This window comes from uncultured Flavonifractor sp., from assembly GCF_944387675.1.
GTDB lineage: Bacteria > Bacillota > Clostridia > Oscillospirales > Oscillospiraceae > Flavonifractor.
In genome coordinates, this window is the sequence record NZ_CALXFV010000050.1 from 1 (window position 1) to 15,446 (window position 15,446).

Annotated in this window: 11 protein-coding genes; 4 read left to right on the forward strand and 7 right to left on the reverse strand. The window is 64.6% G+C overall.

Annotated features, from left to right (window positions below; genetic code table 11):
• The 5 genes from Q0J74_RS06315 to Q0J74_RS06335 all read right to left on the reverse strand — a co-directional run.
• A partial coding sequence (locus Q0J74_RS06315) for a PLP-dependent transferase (protein ID WP_297212295.1) occupies positions 1-632 on the reverse strand: 632 nt, incomplete at its 3' end.
• A gap of 62 nt (positions 633-694) precedes the next feature.
• On the reverse strand, positions 695-1,243 hold the full coding sequence (locus Q0J74_RS06320; RefSeq protein WP_297212297.1) for a GerMN domain-containing protein: 549 nt from the start codon (positions 1,241-1,243) through the stop codon (positions 695-697).
• On the reverse strand, positions 1,240-2,688 hold the full coding sequence (locus Q0J74_RS06325) for a sensor histidine kinase (RefSeq protein ID WP_297212300.1): 1,449 nt from the start codon (positions 2,686-2,688) through the stop codon (positions 1,240-1,242). The genes Q0J74_RS06320 and Q0J74_RS06325 overlap by 4 nt, the downstream gene beginning before the upstream one ends.
• The gene (locus tag Q0J74_RS06330; RefSeq protein WP_297212303.1) at positions 2,681-3,367 is read right to left on the reverse strand and encodes a response regulator transcription factor; all 687 of its coding nucleotides are present in this window, start codon (positions 3,365-3,367) and stop codon (positions 2,681-2,683) included. Before Q0J74_RS06330 ends, Q0J74_RS06325 begins: the two co-directional genes overlap by 8 nt.
• The gene (locus tag Q0J74_RS06335; RefSeq protein ID WP_297212305.1) at positions 3,364-3,765 is read right to left on the reverse strand and encodes a ComEA family DNA-binding protein; all 402 of its coding nucleotides are present in this window, start codon (positions 3,763-3,765) and stop codon (positions 3,364-3,366) included. Before Q0J74_RS06335 ends, Q0J74_RS06330 begins: the two co-directional genes overlap by 4 nt.
• 91 nt (positions 3,766-3,856) lie before the next feature.
• On the opposite strand from Q0J74_RS06335, the gene Q0J74_RS06340 reads away from it, so the two are divergent.
• Positions 3,857-5,251 carry a D-alanyl-D-alanine carboxypeptidase family protein gene (locus Q0J74_RS06340; protein ID WP_297212307.1) on the forward strand — a complete coding sequence of 465 codons (1,395 nt, stop codon included), beginning with the start codon at positions 3,857-3,859 and terminating at the stop codon, positions 5,249-5,251.
• A gap of 71 nt (positions 5,252-5,322) precedes the next feature.
• On the opposite strand, the gene Q0J74_RS06345 is transcribed toward Q0J74_RS06340, so the two are convergent.
• Positions 5,323-5,706: a C-GCAxxG-C-C family protein gene (locus Q0J74_RS06345; protein WP_297212312.1), complete on the reverse strand. Its 384-nt coding sequence runs from the start codon at positions 5,704-5,706 to the stop codon at positions 5,323-5,325.
• A gap of 20 nt (positions 5,707-5,726) precedes the next feature.
• Positions 5,727-7,787 carry an ATP-dependent DNA helicase RecG gene (gene recG, locus Q0J74_RS06350; protein ID WP_297212314.1) on the reverse strand — a complete coding sequence of 687 codons (2,061 nt, stop codon included), beginning with the start codon at positions 7,785-7,787 and terminating at the stop codon, positions 5,727-5,729.
• 183 nt (positions 7,788-7,970) lie between these two features.
• On the opposite strand from recG, the gene Q0J74_RS06355 reads away from it, so the two are divergent.
• From Q0J74_RS06355 to Q0J74_RS06365, 3 genes are all read left to right on the forward strand, one after another.
• Positions 7,971-9,869, forward strand: coding sequence for a hypothetical protein (locus Q0J74_RS06355; protein WP_297212317.1), 1,899 nt, complete (start codon positions 7,971-7,973; stop codon positions 9,867-9,869).
• Positions 9,856-11,775: a hypothetical protein gene (locus Q0J74_RS06360; RefSeq protein WP_297212320.1), complete on the forward strand. Its 1,920-nt coding sequence runs from the start codon at positions 9,856-9,858 to the stop codon at positions 11,773-11,775. Before Q0J74_RS06355 ends, Q0J74_RS06360 begins: the two co-directional genes overlap by 14 nt.
• Positions 11,776-12,042: 267 nt before the next feature.
• Positions 12,043-15,446, forward strand: a 3,404-nt coding sequence (locus tag Q0J74_RS06365; RefSeq protein WP_297212323.1) for a pyruvate carboxylase, incomplete at its 3' end; no start/stop codon positions are given.

The window sequence follows — 15,446 nt, forward strand, 5'->3', positions numbered from 1 at the left end:
CCGTCCATGTACTTGGTGGTGGAGTGGGTGACGATGTCCGCCCCCCACTCGAAGGGCCGGCAGTTCACCGGGGTGGCAAAGGTGTTGTCCACAATGAGGGGGACCCCGTGGGCGTGGGCAGCCCTGGCAAACTTCTCAATGTCCAGCACCGTCAGGGCCGGGTTGGCGATGGTCTCTCCGAACACCGCCCGGGTCTCGGGCCGAAAGGCGGCCTCCAGCTCGGCCTCGGTGCAGTCCGGGTCCACGAAGGTAAAGTGGATGCCCATGCGCTGCATGGTGACGGCAAACAGGTTGAAGGTGCCGCCGTAGATGGAGGAGGAGCACACCACATGCTCCCCACAGGAGACAATGTTGAAGATGGAATAGAAGGAGGCCGCCTGGCCGGAGGAGGTAAGCATGGCGGCGGTCCCCCCCTCCAGGGCGCAGATTTTTGCCGCCACATGGTCGTTGGTTGGGTTTTGCAGGCGGGTATAGAAATAGCCGCTGGCCTCCAAATCGAAGAGGGCCCCCATGGCCTCCCCGGTGGCATAGCGGAAGGTGGTGGACTGAACGATGGGGATGTTCCGGGGCTCCCCGTTTCCGGGGGTGTAGCCCGCGTGGATGCACTGGGTGCTGATGCGGTGCTGGCTCATGGGTCATATCTTCCTTTCTGTTGGTGAATACTGGACTATCATACACGCGTCAGGGAGTTTCGTCAACCGAAGGCAAACGCGTCTGTTTCCGCCGGATGCTCTTCCGCCGGCGGCGGGGACTCCTGGCCGGTGGAGAGAAGCACATCCGCCAGAGTAAGCTGCTGGATAGGCCGGTAGGGGATCTCCTCTCCCTCCACCGTCACATACACGGATTCCACCCCCGGCACCTGGCAGAGGGTGAGGGTGAGGCAGGCATCCGCCACGGTGAGCTCCACCCCTGTCAGGCTGCCGTATTGCTCCGACAAGTCCAGGTGGAGGCAGCCTTCCTCCAGCAGCTCCCAGTTCAGCAGGCGCACCCCGTCGGGAAAGGGGGAGGTCAGTTCCTGTCCGGAGGGTCCCCGGAGCAGGGCTTTCAGCAGCCCGGGCAGCGGACGGGTTCCTTCCGGCAGCGTCCATGCCTCATACCCCACCGCCATGGCGGCATACCGGTCCTCCAGGGCGGAGTAGTAGATCCGGTAATCCCCCGGCTCCGAGGGTTCCCCAGTCTCCGGCGTACAGCCCATCAGACTCAACAGCATTCCCGTCAAAATCAGGATCGAGATCTTCTTCATGTTCCGCCGCCCCCCTTCTCCCGCCAGCGGGCAAAGCGCACCTCAAAGCAGGTGCCTTCCGTCTCCCGCCGCCGGGCGGTAACAGTACCGCCATGCTGGCGCACCGTGTCCCGGACGATGGACAGGCCAAGGCCGGTACCCCCGGCGGCCCGGGAGCGGGCCTTGTCCACCCGGTAAAACCGGTCGAAAATTTTGGGCAGGTCGGCCTCCGGGATGCCCACGCCGGTGTCCTCCACCCGCAGGCACACCACATCCCCCTCCAGCGTCAGGGTGACGGTCACCGTGCCGCCGGGCAGGTTGTACTTCACCGCGTTCTCCATCAGATTGAAGGCCACCTGGTACAGATCGTCCTCAGTGGCCCGGATGACACAGTTCTCCTGGAGATGGAGCTCCAGCTTCACTTCCGCCGCCCGGGCCAGGGGAGTGAGCATGTGCTCCACCCGGCGCACTACCTCCCCCACATCCACCGGGCCGGTCTGAATTTCATGGGCGGTATCCAGCCTGGTGAGGGTGAGCAGCTTCTCGGTAATACGGGTGAGCCGCTCGGCCTCCTCCCCGATGTCAGTGAGAAACTCCCGGGCGGTGTCCCCGTCCATGTGGTCGGCCTGGAGGATGGAGTCGGTAAGCAGGCGGATGGAGGCCAGAGGGGTTTTCAGCTCGTGGGAGGCGTCGGACACAAAGCGCCGGCGCACCTCCTCGGTGGTCTGGAGCCGGCCGGTGAGCTCGTTGAACTCGTCGGCCAGGCGGCTGAGCTCATCGCCTCCACGCATGTCCACCCGGTGGCTGTACTCGCCCTGACGGACGGTGTGGATAGCCCCCAGCAGCTGGGCGATCCGCCGGGTCAGCGCCTTGGAAAACACCACGCCCATCACCAGCGTACCCAGGGCAATGACCACGGAAATGGTGCGCAGATTGCTCTGGATGCCCTGGAGCATGGCGCCCTGCTCGGCGTCGTACTCGTAGAGGTAGACCGCCCCCTGGGTCATGGAGCGGTAGGTGACCGGCACCGCCGCCCAGCTGTAAAACACCCCGTCGGCATAGTCCCCCCGGAAGACGTTGTTCCCCTTCAGGGCGGTCACCGCCTCCCAGAACAGGGCGTACTGACCGGCGGTGTCTGTCCGCAGGCTTCCCTCCTGAATGTCGCACAGCACACGGCCGGAGGGGTCGATGACCACCACCCGGGTCACCCCCAGGCTGCCCAGCAGCAGATTCACCGTCCGGGTGGCTCCATCCGCCGTCAGCGGCTCCGGCCCGGTGGCCAGGGCGGAAGCCAGTACCGAGGCCTGATTCTGCATGGAGGTCTGCTTGGAGCGGTAGGCCAGGTTCTGGGACACTACCGCCGGATAGGTGTTCAGCAGAATCACCACCGCCGCCACAATTACTAGATAGGTCAGGGCGTACTTGGTCTGGAGGGAGCGCCAAAAGGGTACTCGCCGCCTATCCATGCTTCAAATAGTAGCCCACGCCCCACTTGGTGAGAATGTACTGGGGGGCTGCGGGGTCCAGCTCCAATTTCTCCCGCAGGCGGCGGACGTGGACATCCACCGTCCGGTAGTCCCCGGCGTACTCATAGCCCCACACCACGTTGAGCAGGTTCTCCCGGCTGTACACCCGCCCCGGGTTGCGCATGAGCAGCTCCATCAGGTCAAACTCCTTGGCGGTGAGATCCACGCTCTTGCCGTCCTTCCAGGCCGCCCGGGCGTCCGGGTCCAGTACAATATGGCCCATGGTCAGCTTGCTCCCCGCGCCGCTCTGCTGGGCCGCCATCCCCGCCCGGCGGAGCAGCGCCCGCACCCGGGCCTTCAGCTCCAGGATGTTGAAGGGCTTGGTGATATAGTCGTCCGCTCCGCACTCAAAGCCGATGATCTTGTCGGCGTCCTCGCTGCGGGCGGTGAGCATGATAATGGGGACGTTGGAGAACTCCCGAATCCGCATGCAGGCCTGGAGTCCGTCAATTTTGGGCATCATCAGGTCCAGAATAATCAGGTCAAAGCCGCCCCCCCGGGCCAGCTCCACCGCCTGCTCCCCGTCATAGCCCGCCTCCACCTGGTAGCCCTCGCTCTCCAGGTTGAACTTGATGCCTTTCACCAGCACCCGCTCGTCATCTACCACCAGTATTTTCAAGGCGCGTCCTCCTTTTGTGAAACCGTTACCTGATCAATCAGGCCCTCCAAAATACCTTCACCTATGCCGTCCACCCTGGTCAGATCCTCCGGAATTCGGAAGGGACCGTTGGCCTCCCGGTAGGCGACAATGGCCGCAGCCCGTTTCTCTCCAATGCCCGGCAGGCTCATCAGTTCCTCTGCAGTGGCGGTGTTCAGGTCCACCAGCCCCGTCCCGGCGCTCTGCCCGGCGGGGGGCGGCGTAAGCACCAGCGGACTCTCCTGCGTCAGGGTGCGCTGCACCTCCACCCGCACCGGCCCGGCCTGGTTGATCCCCCGGAGAAACCAGCCGCCGGTGAAAGCCAGAAAGGCCGCGGCCAGGAGAATAGAGGCAAATTCCAGTTTTGAAATCTTTATCATTTTGTAACCCTCTCCCCCGTTGCGTCCCGGTGCGGGGTCTGGTATAATCACAGATACAGGAACATTATATCATACATAAATGGAGTTTCCTATGAAAAAATTCAGACTGCTCGCTCTCTTTTTGGCTCTGACCCTCTCCCTCACCCTGGCCGCCCCCTTCGCCTGTGCCACCGGCAGCGGCAGCGCCATTCTGGACGGCATGTCGGTGCAGGCCAAGGCCGCCATTCTGGTGGACCCGGACACAGACGAAATTCTCTATGAGTACAACGCCCACGAGAAGATGTATCCCGCCTCCATCACCAAGGTGATGACCTGCCTGCTCACCCTGGAGGCGGTGGACCGGGGAGAACTCACCCTGGAGCAGACCGTCACCGCCAGCCAGTCCCTCCACACCGGCATCGGGGACAACGCCTCCACCGCCGACATCAAGGTGGGGGAGGAAATCCGCATCATTGATTTGCTGTACGCCGCCCTCATCCCCTCGGCCAATGAGGCCTGCAACGTAATGGCGGAGGCGGTGAGCGGGGACATCACTTCCTTTGTGGAGCTGATGAACCAGCGGGCGGTGGAGCTTGGCATGACCGGCACCCACTTCGCCAATACCCACGGCTACCATGACGACAACCACTACACCACCGCCTACGACGTGTATCTGATGAGCAAGCAGGCCATGCAGCACGAGACCTTCCGCACCATCGTGGCCTCCCTGAACTACACCATGCCCGCCACCAACATGCATCCGGAGGAGCGCATCGTCCGCTCCACCAACGCTCTCATTTCCAACTTCCGCGTCTGGGGCTATCTATACCAGTACGCCACCGGAATCAAGACCGGCTCCACCAACGAGGCGGGCTATTGTCTGGCCGCCTCCGCCACCAAGGAGGACCGAAATCTCATCTCGGTGGTGATGGGCTGCGAGCGGGAGCCGGGTACCACCGGCAGCCAGGGCTTCCTCTACTTCAGCGAAACCACCCGCCTGTTTGAGTGGGGCTTCAGCAATTTCGCCCGTCAGACCATGCTGGACGGCACCAAACGGGACATTCCGGAGGTGGCGGTCACCCTGGGCAAGGACACCAACTATGTCACCCTGGAGCCCCAGGGGGAGGTCACCGCCCTGCTGCCCAAGGACGTGTCGGCGGAACAGTTCGAGTACACCTACACCCGCAATGCCGAGAGCGTGGAGGCCCCCGTGGAAAAGGGCCAGCAGTTGGGTACCATCTCCGTATCCTTTAACAACAAGATCTACGGCACCCTGCCCCTGGTGGCCAGCATCGCCGTGGAGCGGGACGAGTGGCTCTACCGGCTGGACCGGCTGGAGAAGTTCTTTGACCAGCTGTGGGTCAAGATCCTGCTGGTAGTCCTTCTGGTGCTCATCGCCTTTCTGCTGCTGCGGCGGCTGCTCTTCCGGGGCCGCAGGAACCGCTACGGCTCCTCTTACGGCGGCGGACGGCACAGCCGCTACACCGGCTCCCGCCGCCGCAGATAGCGGAATCCCATACAGACCAACGGACCCGTTGCAGGCCATGCCGCAACGGGTCCGTTTCTTCTTCCCGGTCCCTACTCTGCCAGCAGTGCTTCCACCAGCGAAACCGCATCCAGCACCAGCCGGTCGCAGAAGGGCTTGCGCCCCTCCTCCTCCCCGTGCAGCCACTCCAGCAGCCCGTCACAGGTCAGTTCGCCGTGTTTCTCCCGAAAGCAGCGGAGCAGCTCCTGTGCGGCCGCTTCATCCCGGCCAGCCAGCCCCAGTGCCATCAGCGCCCCGGTTACCGCCCCGCAGGTGGCCCCGTGGCGCATGCCGGAGCCGAAGTGGGCGCCCAGCCGGTAGGCCTCCTCCTCGCTCAGGCCGTATGCCTGGCAGAAGGGAATCAGCACCGACTGGCAGCAGTTGTAGTGGACATCCGTCCTGGCCCGCAGGGCCTGTGTCTGTTCCAATCTGTTCATCCGCTCGCCTCATTCCTTTGTCAGTTAAACATATCTCCGTGGTCGGCAAAGAGCCTGCGCACCCGCGCCAGCAGTCCGGCGTGTTCCGGCCGGCACAGCCCGGGATCGGCCTCCAGCAGGGCCTCCGCCGCCCCCTGGGCCTGCTTGAGCACCCGCATATCCGCCGTCAGATCGGCAATGGACAGCTGGGGCAGGCCGTGCTGCCGATGACCGAAGAAGTCACCCGGACCCCGCAGGCGCAGGTCCTCTTCCGCTATTTTAAACCCGTCGTTGGTCTTTGACAAGACCCGCAGCCGCTCCCGGCTATCCCCATTGCGTGTGGAGGTGACCAGCACGCAATAGGAACGGTGCTTCCCCCGTCCCACCCGGCCCCGCAGCTGGTGGAGCTGGGACAGGCCGAAGCGGTCGGCGTTCTCCACCACCATCAGGGCCGCATTGGGGACATCCACCCCCACCTCAATAACGGTGGTAGACACCAGAAGGTCCAGCTCTCCCCGGGCGAAGGCGCCCATCACCGCCTCCTTCTCCCGGCTTTTCAGCCTGCCGTGGACCAGGCCCACCCGCAGGTCGGGAAAGACCTCCGTCTGGAGGGTATGGGCATAGGTGACGGCGGCTTTCAGCTCCAGGCCGCCGCTCTCCTCCTCTCCCTCCTCCACAGCGGGACACACCAGGTAGGCCTGCCTGCCCTCCCCCACCAGCCTGCGGACAAAGCCGTACATCCGCTGGCGCTTGTCCTCCCCCACCACATAGGTCTCCACCGGCGTACGGCCGGGGGGCAGCTCGTCCACTACCGACACGTCCAGATCCCCGTAGATCACCAGGGACAGGGTGCGGGGAATGGGGGTGGCCGACATCACCAGCACGTGGGGCGCGGTACTGGCCTTGGCCGCCAGGGCGGCGCGCTGGGCCACGCCGAAGCGGTGCTGCTCGTCGGTGACCACCAGACCCAGGCGGGCAAAGCGGACCCCCTCGCTCAAAAGGGCGTGGGTGCCGATGACCAGGTCCACCTCCCCCGCCTCCAGGGCGGCGTACAGCTCCTTCCGGGCCTTTCCCTTGATCCCGCCGGTGAGCAGGGCCACCCGCAGCCCCGCCCTCTCCAGCAAAGGCCCCAGGGAGCGGAAGTGCTGCTCCGCCAGCAGCTCTGTGGGGGCCATCAGGGCGCACTGGTGGCCGTTTTTCGCCGTCACCCAGGCGCCGTAAGCCGCCAGCATGGTCTTGCCGGAGCCCACGTCCCCCTGGACCAGCCGGTTCATGGGGACACCGGAGGACAGATCGGCGGCCATCTCCCCCATCACCCGCCGCTGGGCGGAGGTGAGGGCAAAGGGCAGCAGGGAGAAAAAGTCCTCCGGCTCCGGAATGGAAAAGGCCGTCCCCGCCGCCCGGTCCCGGCGGCGGCGGAGCAGGGCCATGCCGCAGGTGAGGAAAAACAGCTCCTCAAAAATCAGCCGGCGGCGGGCCACCTCCAGCGCCTGCTCGTCGGCAGGAAAGTGGATATTCCGGCAGGCATATTCCGCCGTGGCCAGGCCCTGGGCCTGCCGCAGGCCGGAGGGCAGCGGCTCCTCCACCTGAGCGGCGCATCCCTCCACGCACCGCAGGGTCAACCCGGCCAGCAGATTGTTGGAGATCCCGCGGGTCAGCGGATAGACCGGCAGAATACGCCCGGCAAACCGCACCCGGTCGGCCCGCTCACAAACCGGGTTGGTCATCTGCCGCCGGCCAGGCGGCCCCTCTACCCGGCCGAAGCAGACATAGGACTCCCCCGTGCGGAAGACGTCCTTCAAATAGCTCTGATTGAAGAAGGTGGCGGTCAGACTTCCCGTATCGTCCACCAGGCGCACCTTCACCAGCTCCAGCCCCTTCCGGATGCGGGAGAGGCGGGGGGGCTCCGCCGCCATCAGGGTGAGGCATACCGGCACCTCAGCCGGGGCGGAGGCGACGGTGGCGCTCCGCCGACGGTCCTCATAGCTTCTGGGGTAGTAGGCCAACAATTCCCCCACCGTGCGCAGCCCCAGCTTTTCCAGGCTTTGCGCCCGAGCCTGCCCCACCCCGGGCAGCCCCCGCAGGCTGTCGGTCAGTTCCATCCCCTCACCCCCTTCCGCACCAGTGTAGCATATTTCCCATTTCCCGGCAAGCGCCCCCCGCCCGCCCTTTTCCCCGATTCCACCCGGTCCCCTATTCCCTTTTTCCCACTTTGCGGCTATAATGTGAGTACTACCGTTTCAGAAAGAACCGCCCCGCGGCGGAGAAGAAAATGAGGGATTGCAATGAGTGATTACCGCGCACTGGCCGCCTTCGGCGCCGCCGTTCCCCCGCCCCTGCCCCACAGCAGCAGCCTGGATGCCGACTGCGTTGCCTTCCTGCGCCAGAACTGCCGGGACCTGCTGTTCCGCAAGGACCGGGAGGCGCTGGCCGACCGGGACGGCCACGACGGCGTACCCTATAACTTCGAGCGGGATGTGGACCGGCTGTGCCTGGAGCGGGCCATCCACCGCTTCTGTCAGAGCGCCAGCCGGGAGAACGCCTTTGACGTGTACGTGTGCTACTGCGAGATGTTCCGACCCTTCGGCACCGGCTATCAGGCCACCCGGGTGCTGTTGGAGACCCTGTCCGAGCACGAGGGCAACTCCAGCTCCCTGCTGATGAAGCACAGGGACCACTATGCCCATTCGGTGTACGTCTTCCTGCTGGGTCTGGCCCTCTACCGGAGCAGCACCGCCCTGCGCCAGGCCTTTGGGGAGAAATATCCCGCGGAGGATGACGCCGGCCGGGCAGAGCGATTTGTGCGTCTGTGGGGTCTCACCGCCCTGTTCCACGACATCGGCTACCCCTTCGAGCTGGCCCACCAGCAGATCAAAACCTACGTCTGCCAGCTGTGGGGCATTTACCCCGAGCGCATCAACGCCGTGCAGTACTACGCCCCCTTTGTCTCCTACAAGCGGATGGAGGACTTTACCGCCATTCCTCCGGAGAAGAAGCTGTGTGTGGGCCACCTGCTCCGGGGATTCGGCGGAGAACACGAGGGGCTTAACGGCCTGCTGGCCAACGCCCTGGTCCGGCGGTTGGGGGAGGCCTACGGCTTCTCCTATGAGTCGGCCCTGGCCCAGCTCACCGCCCGGCCCGCCGACTCCATGCCCTATATGGACCACGCCTATTTCAGCGCCCTGATCATGGCCCGGCGGCTCATCGCCGCCCTGGAGCCCAACCAGCCCCTGCCCGACGATACCCTGGACGCCCTGTGTGCCATTCTGCTCCACAACAGCCTGTTCCGCTTCGGTCTGAAGGGAAAGAGCGCCCCTCTGTCCCTGGATCACGGCCAGCCCCTGGCCTACCTGCTGATGGTGTGCGACGAGCTGCAGTGCTGGGACCGGGTGGCCTACGGTCAGAACTCCCGCACCCAGGTGGCCCCCTTCGGCTTTGACCTGGAGGCGGAGGAGGGAGCGGTGCGCCTGCACTACTTTTTTGACTGCGCCGGAGAGGACCCCCGCCTCTCTTCCGCCTGGCGCTCCATGGAGGGGGACGGCAGCCCGGCGGGCTGCCCCTTCCTGGCCGCCATGGCCAAATTTTTGGACCTGTCCTGTCTGGGCAAATTCTCCCTGGAGGCAGCCGCCCAGGTAAAGGAGAAAAAGACCGGCACCTATCTGTCCGACACCAAGTTCCTCAACCTCTACGACTTCGCCCTGGCTCTCAATGCCCGGTACGACGCCGGGTTGGGCGCCGACGAGATGGCGGCTGGGGGCCTGTCCACCCTACAGACCGCCATGGCCCGGTCCTTCGACCAGCTCTCCCTGGAGTTCAAGCTGTCCAACATCGCCCAGGCCAAGGGCTTTGCCCGGCATCTGGAGGAGCTGGGCTGCTTCTACACTGACCGGGCGGTGGACTACCCGGTGCTCACCGACTTTGCCGCCGGTGAACTGGAGACGCTGGCCCGGCTGGAGCATCAGCGCTGGCAGACGGAGAAGGAGGAGATGGGCTGGCAGTACGGCACCGGCTACCAGGACCGCCGGGAGCGGGCTCTCACCCGGCGGCACAAGGATATGGTGGACTTCTCCCGCCTCTCTCCGGAGGACATCGCCAAGGACGCTCAGCCCATGCGCTATATGATCCGCCTACTCAACCTGTTTGAGGGACTGCGGATCTACCGGACCGGCCATGCGGCGGAGTAAGCTGCGGCGGCTGCTGATCCCCTGCGCCATTCTGTTCGGGCTGATCGGCTTCGCCCAGAGCTGCCTCTATTACAGCCAGCAGAGCCTGCCCACCTGGTCGGTGGCGCTGCTGAGTCTCAGCAATGCGGTCAAGTGTTTTCTGTTCTCCAGCGACCTCTCCCCGAAAGAGGTGGCCGCCACACTGAGCCAGACCACGGACCCGGGACGCTACCTGCTGAGCAGCGCCTACGTGGTCATCACCCTGCTGGCTCCTCTGTGTACCGCCACCGCCCTGTTCCAATCCCTGCGGCGGCTGCTGGCCCTGCGGGGGCTGCTGGCCGGCAGCAGGGGGGGACGGCTGGTCATCTTCGGCTGCGGGGAGTACACCCTGGCCCTGCTGCGCACCCTGGAGCGAAAGAGTCCCGCCCCCCTGGTCATCACCCGGGAAAAGCCGGGGCAGGAGATGGAGCTGGCCTGCGCCCGGCTGGGCGCCCGGGTTGTGGTCCAGGCCGGCGGTGAGCTGAGGGAGGCCTGGCTGCGCAACGCCCGGCGGATCCTGCTGCTGGAGGAGGATGCTCCCGGCAATCTGAACACCTACCTCCAGCTGGAGGTCCTTTTGTCCACCCGTCGGGGGGACGCGTCCCCTATCCCCTGCCATATGTACTGTGCAGACCCCTGGATGGCGCAGCTGACGGGAGACTATTTGGCCAGCCGGGGAAGCGCCTGTCGGCTGACCCTGTCCCTGTTCGACCGGGAGGAGCTGAAAGCCCGGCAGGCCCTGGCCGCCTATCCCCTCTGGAGCGCCGCAGTCCGGCCGGACACCGGATTGCCCCCGGAGGGCGGGTGCCACCTGCTACTGCTGGGGCTGGGCCGGCTGGGGTGCGCCGTGCTGACCCAGGTCATTCAGCAGGGCGTACTGTCCTCCGGCGGTGATGTGGTGGTGGACGTGGTGGACCGGCAGGCCACGGACAAGCTGGAGGTCTTTGCCCGCCGCTTCTCCCAGGACACCGCCCTGGTCACTCCGGGCGAGGTGGTACTTCCCCGCCAGCCCCAGGGTATGGACGGGCGGCTGGTGCTCCGCGCCCACGCCATGGACGCCTCCTCCCACCGCTTCCAGGCGCTGGCCGCGGACCTCCACCGGGAGCGGCCCTTTACCTATGCGGCGGTATGCTTCCGAAATCCGGCCCTCACCACCGCCAGTCTGGTCACCCTCAGCCGGTTGTTCCTCCGGGAAGAGGACGCCCCTCCGGTCCCCATCCTCACCCGGCTCATGATGCCGGACAGCCTGGCAGGTTATCTGGAAGCGGATCAGACCCAATATCAGGGGGTACACCCCTTCCCCAGTGATGAGGATGTGATGCGTCTGGACGCGATCCGGGACGCGGCGGCGGAGCGGGCGGGCCGGGCCTACCACCAGTCCTATAACCAGTGGAGCGGGCAGCTGCCGGGCCGGCAGGGGGAGCGCGTCCCCTGGGAGCAGCTCTCCGTGCTCAAGCGGAGCTCCAACATCGCCAGCGCCTTCTACGCCCCCACCCGGTTCCTCCAGGCCGGCAGCCTGATGTCCGCCGCCCTGGGCGGCCCCCTCTCCCGATGGTACACCGGCGGCACCCTGACCCACCAGGCCAAGCTGACCCTCACCGGCCTGCTGGCCCCCCAGGGCCAGCTGCCCCAGCCGGAGGAACTGGCCGCGCTTTTGAAGCAACACCCCTGGTTGGAGGAACTGGCCAAAACCGAGCACCGCCGCTGGTGCCAATTCATGGCCCTCAACGGTTACAGCACCGCCCCCGACGGGGAGCCGGCCGCCCGCAGGCTGTCCGCCCGCCACAACCCGAATCTGGTGAGCTGGGGGGAGCTGGTGCGATGCCGGCCGGAGCTGTGCGTCTACGATCTGATTCCCCTGCTGCTCTGTCTGGACACTTCCGCCTGAATCGCCCCGCCTCCCCGCCCCGTGAAAGCGCCACAAAGGGGTGTCCGGAGGCGGGGCTTTCCTGTACTTCTCGCCAAGATTTGCAATTTATATCAAAAAGACTTGCAAAAACTTTAGGGTATAGTTATAATGTCCTTATTCACAATAGAATTGGGTTCTCCACCAGGGCAAGGGCGTCCTGGGCGCGGCGGGCGCGGGGGCGCATCCGCCGTCTTTGTTTCTTTTTTGACAGGTTATGACAAATGAAATGCAGAAAGGAAGGACAGCATGGCGGAATGTAAGTTCAACAAGGTCCTGGTGGCCAACCGGGGTGAGATCGCCATCCGGGTGTTCCGGGCCTGCTACGACCTGGGGCTGCACACGGTGGCCATGTACTCCAATGAGGACACCTTCTCCCTCTTCCGCACCAAGGCGGACGAGGCCTACCTCATCGGCGAGAACAAGTCCCCTCTGGGGGCCTATCTGGACATCCCATCCATCATCGACCTGGCCCGCCGCCGGAATGTGGACGCCATCCACCCCGGCTACGGCTTTTTGAGCGAAAACGCCGACTTTGCCCGGGCCTGTGAGGAGGCGGGGATCACCTTCATCGGCCCCTCCTCCAAAATCCTGGGGCAGATGGGAGACAAACTCACCGCCAAGGCCATCGCCCAGGCCTGCGGCGTTCCCACGATTCCTGGCTCCACCCAGCCGCTGAAAAGCGGGGAGGAAGCCCTGGAGAAGGCTGTTTCCTACGGCTTCCCCATTATCCTGAAGGCGGCCGGTGGCGGCGGCGGCCGGGGCATGCGCCGGTGCGACGCGCCTGAGGAGATCATTCCCGCCTTCAACCTGGTGAAGAGCGAGGCCAAGAAGGCCTTCGGCAACGAGGATATTTTCATTGAGAAATACCTGGTGGAGCCCAAGCACATTGAGGTGCAGATTCTGGGGGACAAGCACGGCAACGTGGTCCACCTGTTTGAGCGGGACTGCTCCCTCCAGCGGCGCTACCAGAAGGTGGTGGAATTCGCCCCCGCCTTCAGCGTGCCGGAGGCCACCCGGCAGAAGCTGTATGAGGACGCCGTCAAGGTGGCCAGGCACGTAGGCTACGTCTCCGCCGGTACGGTGGAGTTTTTGGTAGACAAGGACGGCAGCCACTACTTCATTGAGATGAATCCCCGCATTCAGGTGGAACACACCGTCACCGAGATGGTCACCGGCATCGATCTGGTGCGGGCGCAAATTCTCATTGCCGAGGGACATCCCCTCTCCGCCCCCGCCATCGGCATCCCCTCCCAGGAGGCTGTCCACATGAACGGCTACGCCCTCCAGTGCCGGGTGACCACCGAGGACCCGGCCAACAACTTCGCTCCCGACACCGGCAAGATCACCGCCTACCGCTCCGGCGGCGGCTTCGGGGTCCGGCTGGACGGCGGCAACGCCTACACCGGCGCGGAGATCTCCCCCTACTACGATTCCCTGCTGGTGAAGGTCACCTCCTGGGACAACACCTTCGAGGGGGTATGCCGCAAGGCCATGCGGGCCATCAGCGAGGAGCATGTGCGGGGCGTCAAGACCAACATTCCCTTTGTCACCAACATTCTGGCCCACCCCACCTTCCAGGCGGGCCGGTGCCACACCAAGTTCATCGACGAGACCCCGGAGCTCTTTGACATCGACACCGGCCGGGATCGGGCCACCAAAGTGCTCAAGTATATCGCCCAGATTCAGGTGGACAATCCCTCCGCCGAACGGCCCCAGCTGGATATCCCCCGCTTTCCCCCCTACCAGAACACCCCGCCCAAATGTGCCGGTCTGAAGCAGCTGCTGGATGAAAAGGGGCCTGAGGCGGTGCGGGACTGGGTACTGGAACAGAAGAAGCTGCTTATCACCGACACCACCATGCGGGATGCCCACCAGTCCCTTCTCTCCACCCGGGTGCGCACCCGGGACATGCTGAAATGCGCCGAGGGGACGGCGGAGATTCTCAACGACTGCTTCTCCCTGGAGATGTGGGGAGGCGCCACCTTCGACGTGGCCTACCGCTTCCTCCACGAATCCCCCTGGGAGCGTCTGCGGCTGCTGCGGGAGAAGATTCCCAATATCCCCTTCCAGATGCTCTTCCGGGGAGCCAACGCTGTGGGGTATACCAATTATCCCGACAACCTGATCCGGGCCTTTATCAAGGAAGCTGCCAAGTCCGGCATCGACGTGTTCCGCATTTTCGACTCCCTGAACTGGATTCCCGGCATGGAGATTGCCATGGACGAGGTGCTCAACCAGGGCAAGCTGTGCGAGGCCACCATCTGCTACACCGGAGACATTCTGGACCCCAAGCGGGACAAGTACACCCTCAAGTATTATGTGGATATGGCCAGAGAGCTGGAAAAGCGGGGCGCCCACCTGCTGTGCATCAAGGACATGTCCGGCCTGCTCAAGCCTTACGCCGCCAAGAAGCTGGTGTCCACCCTGAAGGGCGAGATCGGCATCCCCATCCACCTGCATACCCACGACACCTCGGGCAACCAGGTGGCGGCCTACCTGATGGCCGCTGAGGCGGGGGTGGACATTGTGGACTGCGCCATTGACTCCATGTCCTCCATGACCAGCCAGCCCTCCCTCAACGCGGTGGTCACTGCCCTCCAGGGACAGGAGCGGGACACTGGGCTGGACCCCGTCAAGCTCCAGTCCCTGTCCGACTACTGGGCGGACGTGCGCCTGCGCTACGCCAAGTTCGAGGCGGGCATCAAGAACCCCTCCACCGACATTTACCGCTACGAGATGCCCGGCGGCCAGTACACCAACCTGAAAAGCCAGGTGGAGAGTCTGGGTCTGGGCCACCAGTTCGAGGCGGTGAAGGAGATGTACCAGACTGTCAACCACATGCTGGGGGACATTGTGAAGGTGACCCCCTCTTCCAAGATGGTGGGGGATTTGGCCATCTTCATGGTGCAGAACGAGCTGACCCCGGAGAACATCGTGGAGCGGGGAGAGGCCCTCACCTTCCCCGATTCGGTGGTAAGCTACTTCAAGGGCATGATGGGCCAGCCCGCCTGGGGCTTCCCGGAGGATTTGCAGAAGGTGGTCCTCAAGGGGGAACAGCCCATCACCTGCCGCCCCGGGGAACTGCTGCCTCCGGTGGACTTCGAACAGGCCCGGGAGGAGGTCCAGAAGTTCTATAACGACGCCTCCGACCACAACGTGCTCTCCTGGTGCCTCTACCCCAAGGTGGTGGAGGACTTCTACCGCCACCGGCAGGAGTATGGCTATATCATGCGTATGGGCAGCCACGTGTTTTTCAACGGTATGGCCCTGGGCGAGACCAACAAGATCAACATTGAGGACGGCAAGACCCTGGTTATCAAATACCTGGGCTTGGGGGACCTGAACGAGGACGGCACCCGCAACGTCCACTTTGAGCTCAACGGCATGCGCCGGGAGGTGGCGGTACCCGACAAGAGTGCCGCCTCCCAGGTGCGGAAGGTCAACCTGGCCGACCCCTCCGACAAGAGCCAGGTGGGCGCCTCCATCCCCGGCATGGTGTCCAAGGTCAATGTGCGCCCCGGCGATACGGTGGAGGTCAACCAGGTGCTGGCCGTTATCGAGGCCATGAAGATGGAGACCTCCGTGGTGGCCCGGATGAGCGGTACCGTGGACCAGGTGCTCATCAAAGAGGGCGGTGCGGTCAAGGCCGG

What these genes read in the sequence shown, in the direction of transcription:
- Q0J74_RS06320 (WP_297212297.1), bottom strand. Translation starts at nt 1,243, where the DNA reads ATGAAGAAGATCTCGATCCTGATTTTGACGGGAATGCTGTTGAGTCTG.
- Q0J74_RS06325 (WP_297212300.1), bottom strand. Translation starts at nt 2,688, where the DNA reads ATGGATAGGCGGCGAGTACCCTTTTGGCGCTCCCTCCAGACCAAGTAC.
- Q0J74_RS06335 (WP_297212305.1), bottom strand. Translation starts at nt 3,765, where the DNA reads ATGATAAAGATTTCAAAACTGGAATTTGCCTCTATTCTCCTGGCCGCG.
- Q0J74_RS06340 (WP_297212307.1), top strand. Translation starts at nt 3,857, where the DNA reads ATGAAAAAATTCAGACTGCTCGCTCTCTTTTTGGCTCTGACCCTCTCC.
- Q0J74_RS06345 (WP_297212312.1), bottom strand. Translation starts at nt 5,706, where the DNA reads ATGAACAGATTGGAACAGACACAGGCCCTGCGGGCCAGGACGGATGTC.
- recG (WP_297212314.1), bottom strand. Translation starts at nt 7,787, where the DNA reads ATGGAACTGACCGACAGCCTGCGGGGGCTGCCCGGGGTGGGGCAGGCT.
- Q0J74_RS06355 (WP_297212317.1), top strand. Translation starts at nt 7,971, where the DNA reads ATGAGTGATTACCGCGCACTGGCCGCCTTCGGCGCCGCCGTTCCCCCG.
- Q0J74_RS06360 (WP_297212320.1), top strand. Translation starts at nt 9,856, where the DNA reads ATGCGGCGGAGTAAGCTGCGGCGGCTGCTGATCCCCTGCGCCATTCTG.